This window comes from Streptomyces sp. NRRL B-24085 (assembly GCF_001282115.1).
Classification (GTDB): domain Bacteria; phylum Actinomycetota; class Actinomycetes; order Streptomycetales; family Streptomycetaceae; genus Streptomyces.
In genome coordinates this window covers 20971-27402 of sequence record NZ_LJBR01000282.1, presented here as the reverse complement: position 1 = coordinate 27402, position 6432 = coordinate 20971, and the positions used below count along the sequence as shown (strand labels likewise).

The window sequence follows — 6432 nt, the reverse complement described above, 5'->3', positions numbered from 1 at the left end:
CGATGGGGCCGAGGTCGGGGTGGGCGTGGGAGCGGCCGGGCCGGAGGGAGTGGCCGTGGGTGTCGGGGCGGGAGTGCCGCTGCCGCCGGTGGAGCAGGCGCCGCCGTCGACGAGGCAGCCCGTGGGGTCGCCCGTGCCGCTGACCACGAACCCGACCGTGACTGACTCCCCCGCGGCCAGGCCGTCGGTGTCCCACTTGGGCGGCCGCACCAGGACATGGCGCCCGCTCACACTCGACTCCCCGTTCCACAGGGACCCGAGCGTGGCTCCGCCCAGCAGGTCGAACTCCAGCTTCCAGTCCTTCTGGGCCGAACCGCTGTTGTTGGTGACGACGTACTGCGCGGTGTACCCCGTCGACCAGTCGCTCGTCCTCGTGTACGCGGCGCCGATCCCCGCCGCCTGGGCGGTACCGCTCAACAGGACCGCCCCGGTCCCCACCACGGCGGCGGCGACCACCCCGCCGATCACCTTGTTCCTGCTGTTCAGTCTGCGCCGATGCATGCTCATGGCGTGGCACGCTAGCGATCCCGAATCGGGCAAATGGCCTGATCAGGGCGGGCGTTGAGGATCTTAGGGCGCGCTTAAGGAAGGGATCGGGGTCGGTTAAAGGTCGAGACCAGTCGGCCGGTGCGGCGCCTGCGCACCCGGTGCCCCCGGCGTACCGGTTCGCGCCCGTCGAGCTGGATCCAGATCCGTACCTCGGTGCCGCCCAGCACCGACGACCCGATCCGCACGTCCCCGCCCGTCCCCTCGGCGAGCCGCCGCACGATGTCGAGGCCGAGTCCCGTCGAACCGGTGCTGCCGGACCCCCGCCCGCGTGCCATGGCCGCCTCCGGGTCGCGGATGCCGGGGCCCGCGTCGGAGACCAGCACGATCACCGCGTCCTCGCCGTTGTGCACGTCGACCGCGAAGGCGGTGCCCTCCGGGGTGTGCCGGAAGACGTTGCCGAGCAGGGCGTCCAGGGCGGCCGCGAGGTCGGCCCGGGCCACGGGGATGCGCACCGGCCGCTCGGTGCCGGCCACCCGCCACTTGCGGCCCTCGTCCTCGGCGAGCGCCGACCAGAAGCCCATCCGCTCCCGGACCACCTCGGCCGCGTCGCACCCGGCGCCGGGCCCGGCGGCCGCGGTCTGCGGCTTGGCCTCCCGGGCGGTGCGGATGATGGTGTCGACCTCGCGCTCGAGCTGGGTGACCGCCGCCCGGGTCTGCTCGGCGGCCGGACCGTCCCCGAGCGAGGCCGCGTTGAGCCGCAGCACGGTCAGCGGGGTGCGCAGCCGGTGGGACAGGTCGGCGGCCAGCTCCCGCTCGTTCGCCAGCAGTTGGACGACCTGGTCGGCCATGGAGTTGAACGCGACGGCCGCGAGCCTGAGTTCGTTCGGGCCCTCCTCCGGCACCCGCGCGCCCAGTTGCCCCTCCCCCAGCTCATGGGCGCCCTCGACGAGTCTCTGCGCGGGCTGCACCATCCGCACGCCGAGCCGGTCGGCGACCGCGACCGAGCCGACGACGAGCGCGATGCCGACGCCCGCGAGGACCGCCCAGGCGGTCGCGACGCCGTTGCTCACCTCGGACTCGGGGACGTACACCTCGACGACGGCTATCTCGCCGGAGCTGAGCGCGACCGGCTGGAGCAGGGTGGAGCCGCCGGGCACCCCGGTGGTGGAGGCGCGGCCCAGCTTGCGCACGGTCGCGATGTCACCGGCGGCGGCCCGCTGCCGGCCGATGTCCACGGCCCGCTGGCCTCCGCCCGCCGGTATGTGGACGGCCATCCCGGAGTCCGAGCCGGCGGAGGCGACGACCCGCTCCAACTGGTCGCGGTCGGTGGTGATGGACAGGGCCGGGGCGACGGCGGCCGCCTCCCGCTCGGCGTTGGAGAAGGCACGGTCCCGGGCCATCTCCTTGATGACGAGGCCGAGCGGGACGGCGAAGGCGACCACGACCATGGTGGTGACCGCCAGACAGACCTTGACCAGAGCCCACCTCACAGCGGCGGCTCCAGCTTGACCCCGACGCCCCGCAGGGTGTGGAGATAGCGGGGCCGCGCGGCGGTCTCCCCCAGCTTCCGCCTGAGCCAGGAGAGATGGACGTCGATCGTCTGGTCGTCGCCGTAGGACTGCTGCCAGACCTCCGCGAGGAGTTCCTTGCGGGGGACGACCACTCCGGGCCGGGCGGCCAGGAAGGCGAGCAGGTCGAACTCGCGTCGGGTGAGGTCGAGCCGGACGCCGTCCAGTTCGGCCTGGCGGCGCAGCGGGTCGACGCTCAGGCCGCCGACGCGCAGCACGGTCTCGGGCGGCGCGTCCCCTCCGGCGGCCCGCGACCGCCGCAGGACGGCGGCCATCCGCGCGGAGAGGTGTTCGACCGAGAAGGGTTTGGTGAGGTAGTCGTCCGCCCCGGCGTTCAACAGGCGGACGATCTCCGTCTCGTCGTCCCGCGCGGTGGCGATGATGACCGGGACGTCGGTGATCCCGCGCAGCATCTTCAGAGCCTCGGACCCGTCCAGATCGGGCAGACCGAGGTCCAGGATCACCACGTCGAAACGGAAATGGGCGACCTCGCGCAGCGCCTCCAGCGCCGTCCCGACGCTGCGCACGGTGTGTGCCGCGTCGGTCAGGTGCCGGATGAGCGCCGAGCGCACGAACTGGTCGTCCTCGACCACGAGCACACTTGCCATGCGCCGCACCGTACGCGATTCGGGCGGGCGCGGTCGGGGCCTGTGGACAACTCAGTCCGGGTGCGGCCGGTGAGAGGGGTGAGGCAGTATGGCGGGCGATGCGCAGAGGACTCGTACACGTACTGGCTTGGACGCTCGCCACGGGCGCGGCGGTCACGCTGTCGTGGTGGGGCGTCCACACGGTCATGACGGGCACGGCCTACGACCCGCCGCGCGCCCTGCCCATCACGGCGGCCGAGGCGACCACGCAGGAGTCGAAGCCGCTGGCGTCACCGACGCCGACACGGACCGGGCGGGTGGCGCCGTCGAAGAGCCCCGCACCGACGCCGAGGGCCACCAGCGCGCCGCCGACCCCCTCGAAGAGCCCTTCTCCCACCGCCTCCGGCCAGGTCAGGAGCTACGACACCGACGGCGGCCGCGCGGTCTTCGACCTCGGTGAGAAGTCGGCGACCCTGGTGTCCGCGACACCGGGCACGGGGTGGTCGATGCAGGTGTGGAAGACGGAGTCGTGGATCCGGGTGGAGTTCTCCTCGGGCGCGGACCGGGTGTCGGTGTTCTGCACCTGGCACGACGGTCCGCCGCGGGTGGAGATCGGCACGTACTGAGTCAGCGGAACACCGAGGGCGGCGGCGCCGGCGAGGCCACCGCCGCGGCGTCCGTCACGGGTACGGCCCCGCCGGTGAAGTCGAGGAGCGCCTTGCCGTGTTCGACGCGGCCGGGGTGCGGGTCGGAGGCGGCGCGGCGGGTCAGCTCCGGGACCGGCAGGGGGGTGTCGGAGGCGACCAGGACGGCGTTGCCGAAGCGTTTGCCGCGCAGGACCGTCGGATCGGCGACCAGGGCGAGTTCGGGGAAGCGGGCGGCGGCGGTGGCGATCTGGCCGCGGAGATGGGCGAGCGGCGGCCCGTCGGCGAGGTTGGCGGCGTAGCAGCCGCCCGGCCGGAGCGCCCTGCGGACCTCGTCGAGGAACTCGGTGGAGGTCAGGTGGGCGGGGGTGCGGGCGCCGCTGAACACGTCGGCGATGACGAGGTCGGCCCATCCGTCGGGGACCTTGGCGAGTCCCTGGCGGGCGTCGGCGGACCGCACCCGTATCCGCGCGGCCGGTTCCAACGGGAGCTTCTGGCGCACCAGTTGCACGAGGGCCGCGTCCCGCTCGATCACCTGCTGGGTGGAGCGGGGGCGGGTCGCGGCGAGGTACCGGGCGAGGGTGAGGGCGCCTCCGCCGAGGTGGACGGCGTGCACGGGCTTGTTGGGGGGTGCGGCCAGGTCGATGACGTGGCCCAGCCGGCGCTGGTACTCGAAGGAGAGGTGGGTCGGGTCGTCCAGGTCGACGTGGGACTGCGGCGCGCCGTCGATGAGCAGCGTCCACGCGTGCGTGCGCTCGCGGTCGGGGATGAGCTCGGCGAGACCGCCGTCCACGGGTTCCACGACGGCTTCGGGCGCCGCGTTGCTTCGGCGAGAGTTTTTGGACTTGCCCACTACGCCATTATCTGCGGCGGAGGGTCGTCTCGCGTCTGCGGGCCGGTAGGGGTTGATCGCGCAGTTCCCCGCGCCCCTCACAGGTAGGTGCGGTCAGCGGCAGTTGTCTGCCGCCTCGATCAGTCTCGCCGCCTCGCCGAGTGCCGCCCGTAGCACCGCCGGGTCCGTCGCCAGGTCTGCGTCTCCTGGTGGCAGCAGCCAGTCCGATCCCTCCACCGGCGGTTCGGGAGCCAGTCGTAGCCCCCGGCCGTCCGTCTCCGTGCACGTACTGCCCGGGACGTCCCACCCCGCGGCGGTCCCCGGTGGCACCAGGAAGCCCAGCGTCTGACCGCCGCCGTCGTGCAGCACCGGCCCGACCCCCTCCCCCACCCCGCGCCGCAGGATGTCGACGGCCTCCAGGCCGTGTCGCGTCGGCACCGTGACCACGTCGCACGACACCGGCGTACAGGGATTGACGCTCCGGCTGATCTCCATCGCGGCCTCCACCAAGGAACCCTCGTCCGACTCCGAGAGGTTCAACGCGCGCCGGCGTCAACGGCTACGGCAGAAGTCCGCCGCAAAGGATGGCAGTTCATGGCGGATCACGGATGAGATATCCGGTTTGTAGCCAAACCCCGCATGGCGACCCGGACACAACAGGTACGTTCTTGCCCGCCGGAAACAGGGCGTCTCACTGACAAACCAGTCAACTCGCCCCTCCTCCGGCATGGTTCGACGGTTCGCACGAGAGGACCCGGCCATGGCGTCGTCAATGGTGACCTCGTCCCAGTCCCCCACACCTCCGCGGCCGAACCTCGCGTTCCGGCGCCTGCGCGGACAGCGCTCGCCGGCCGAGTTCGCCGCGGCGGTGCGGCGGGCCGCGCGCGAGATCGGCGAGAGCGTGAGCTGCGACGCGCGCTATGTGGGTCGCGTCGAGGCGGGCGAGATCCGCTGCCCCAACTACGCGTACGAACGGGTGTTCCTGCACATGTTCCCCGGCCGCACGCTCACCGACCTGGGCTTCGCCTCCCGCGCGTCCGTACGCGGACGCCGGGCGCGCACCACGGGTGAGACACCGGGGACGTACGAGCCGTATGACACGCAAGACACGCAGGACCCTGACGACACGTACGACAACTACGAGGAGAGCGACGTGCTGCGTCGCGCATTCATGACCGGCGGGGGCGCCACCGTCGCCGCCGCCTCACTGGGCCCCATCGGCCTCGCCCTCGACGCCACGGCCGCCGGACGTCCGGTCCGCCGCGCCGGGACCGGGGAGGCGGGCGCCCTGGAGGAAGCCGTGCGCAGGATCCGGTTGCTCGACGACCGGCACGGCGCGGACGGCCTGTACCAGCGCGCGGCGGCTCCACTGCGCGCCGCCTACGCGCTCCTGGACGCCGGCGCGACCCGGCAGACGACCGCCGACCGGCTGCACTCGGGCGCGGGTGAGCTCGCCATCTCGGTGGGCTGGCTGGCGCACGACTCCGGACGGTTCGACGACGCCCGCTCGCACTACGCGGAGGCGCTCGCGACGGCCCGGGTGACCGGGGACGACTCCCTGGAGGCGCACGCCTTCTGCAACACCGCCTTCCTCGCGCGCGACGCGGGGCGGCCGCGGGAGGCGGTGCGGGCCGCGCAGGCCGCGCAGCGGGTCGCCCGGCCCCTGGGTTCGCCCCGGCTCATGTCCCTGCTCGCGCTGCGCGAGGCGGGCGGCTGGGCGGGGCTCGCCGACCGCACCGGGTGCGAGCAGGCGCTGGCCCGGGCGCAGGCCTACTTCGAGCGGGGCCTGTCGGACGCCGACCCCGAGTGGATGAGCTTCTACGGCGAGGCCGAACTGGAGGGCCTGGAGGCGCAGTGCTGGTCCACGCTGGGCGACTGGCGCCGGGCCGCCCGGCACGCGCGCCGGGCGGCGGACCTCCAGGACCCGCACTTCACCCGCAACATCGCGCTCTACACCGCCGAGCTCGCCGACGACCTGGCCCGCGGCGGCCGCCCGGACGAGGCCGCGGCGGCGGGGCTGCGGGTGCTGGAGCTCCTTGGCGAGGTCCAGTCGTCCCGCGTCAGGACCATGCTGGCGGCGACGGCGAGGGTGCTGCTGCCGCACCGGCGGGCCTCGGGGGTGTCGGCGTTCCTGGAACGCCACGCCTTGCTGCCGCGGACCGGTTGAGGGGGTGGTCGTTCGCCCGCGGCCCGTTGAGGGCTGGTCGCGCGGTTCCCCGCGCCCCTGGGTCGGTGCGGTGACAGCCCGCCTGGCTGTACCCACTCAGGGGCGCGGGGAACTGCGCGAGAAGCCCCGCCGGCGCGCGGTCGAG

The 6432-nt window shown here is 73.7% G+C and carries 7 protein-coding genes; 2 read left to right on the top strand and 5 right to left on the bottom strand.

The annotated features are described in order from the left end of the window. From AOJ26_RS28275 to AOJ26_RS28265, 3 genes are all read right to left on the bottom strand, one after another. The coding region (locus AOJ26_RS28275) for a cellulose binding domain-containing protein (protein ID WP_199828881.1) at nucleotides 1-507 on the bottom strand (507 nt) is incomplete at its 3' end. A 74-nt stretch (nucleotides 508-581) separates the two neighbouring features. Next, nucleotides 582-1979, bottom strand: a complete 1398-nt coding sequence (locus AOJ26_RS28270; RefSeq protein ID WP_053851191.1) for a sensor histidine kinase — start codon at nucleotides 1977-1979, stop codon at nucleotides 582-584. Next, on the bottom strand, nucleotides 1976-2665 hold the full coding sequence (locus AOJ26_RS28265; RefSeq protein WP_053851190.1) for a response regulator transcription factor: 690 nt from the start codon (nucleotides 2663-2665) through the stop codon (nucleotides 1976-1978). The genes AOJ26_RS28270 and AOJ26_RS28265 overlap by 4 nt, the downstream gene beginning before the upstream one ends. A 98-nt stretch (nucleotides 2666-2763) precedes the next feature. On the opposite strand from AOJ26_RS28265, the gene AOJ26_RS28260 reads away from it, so the two are divergent. After that, complete coding sequence (locus AOJ26_RS28260) at nucleotides 2764-3270, top strand: hypothetical protein (RefSeq protein ID WP_053851189.1); 507 nt, start codon at nucleotides 2764-2766, stop codon at nucleotides 3268-3270. A gap of 1 nt (nucleotide 3271) precedes the next feature. On the opposite strand, the gene AOJ26_RS28255 is transcribed toward AOJ26_RS28260, so the two are convergent. Next, nucleotides 3272-4141 (bottom strand): spermidine synthase, encoded by an 870-nt coding sequence (locus AOJ26_RS28255; protein ID WP_053851188.1) that lies wholly within the window; start codon nucleotides 4139-4141, stop codon nucleotides 3272-3274. Between the two features lie 93 nt (nucleotides 4142-4234). Then, nucleotides 4235-4615, bottom strand: coding sequence for a hypothetical protein (locus tag AOJ26_RS28250; RefSeq protein ID WP_234358690.1), 381 nt, complete (start codon nucleotides 4613-4615; stop codon nucleotides 4235-4237). Nucleotides 4616-4880: 265 nt separating this feature from the next. Between AOJ26_RS28250 and AOJ26_RS28245 the strand changes: the two genes are divergently transcribed. Continuing rightward, nucleotides 4881-6287: a tetratricopeptide repeat protein gene (locus AOJ26_RS28245; RefSeq protein WP_053851186.1), complete on the top strand. Its 1407-nt coding sequence runs from the start codon at nucleotides 4881-4883 to the stop codon at nucleotides 6285-6287. Nucleotides 6288-6432: the final 145 nt, after the last annotated feature.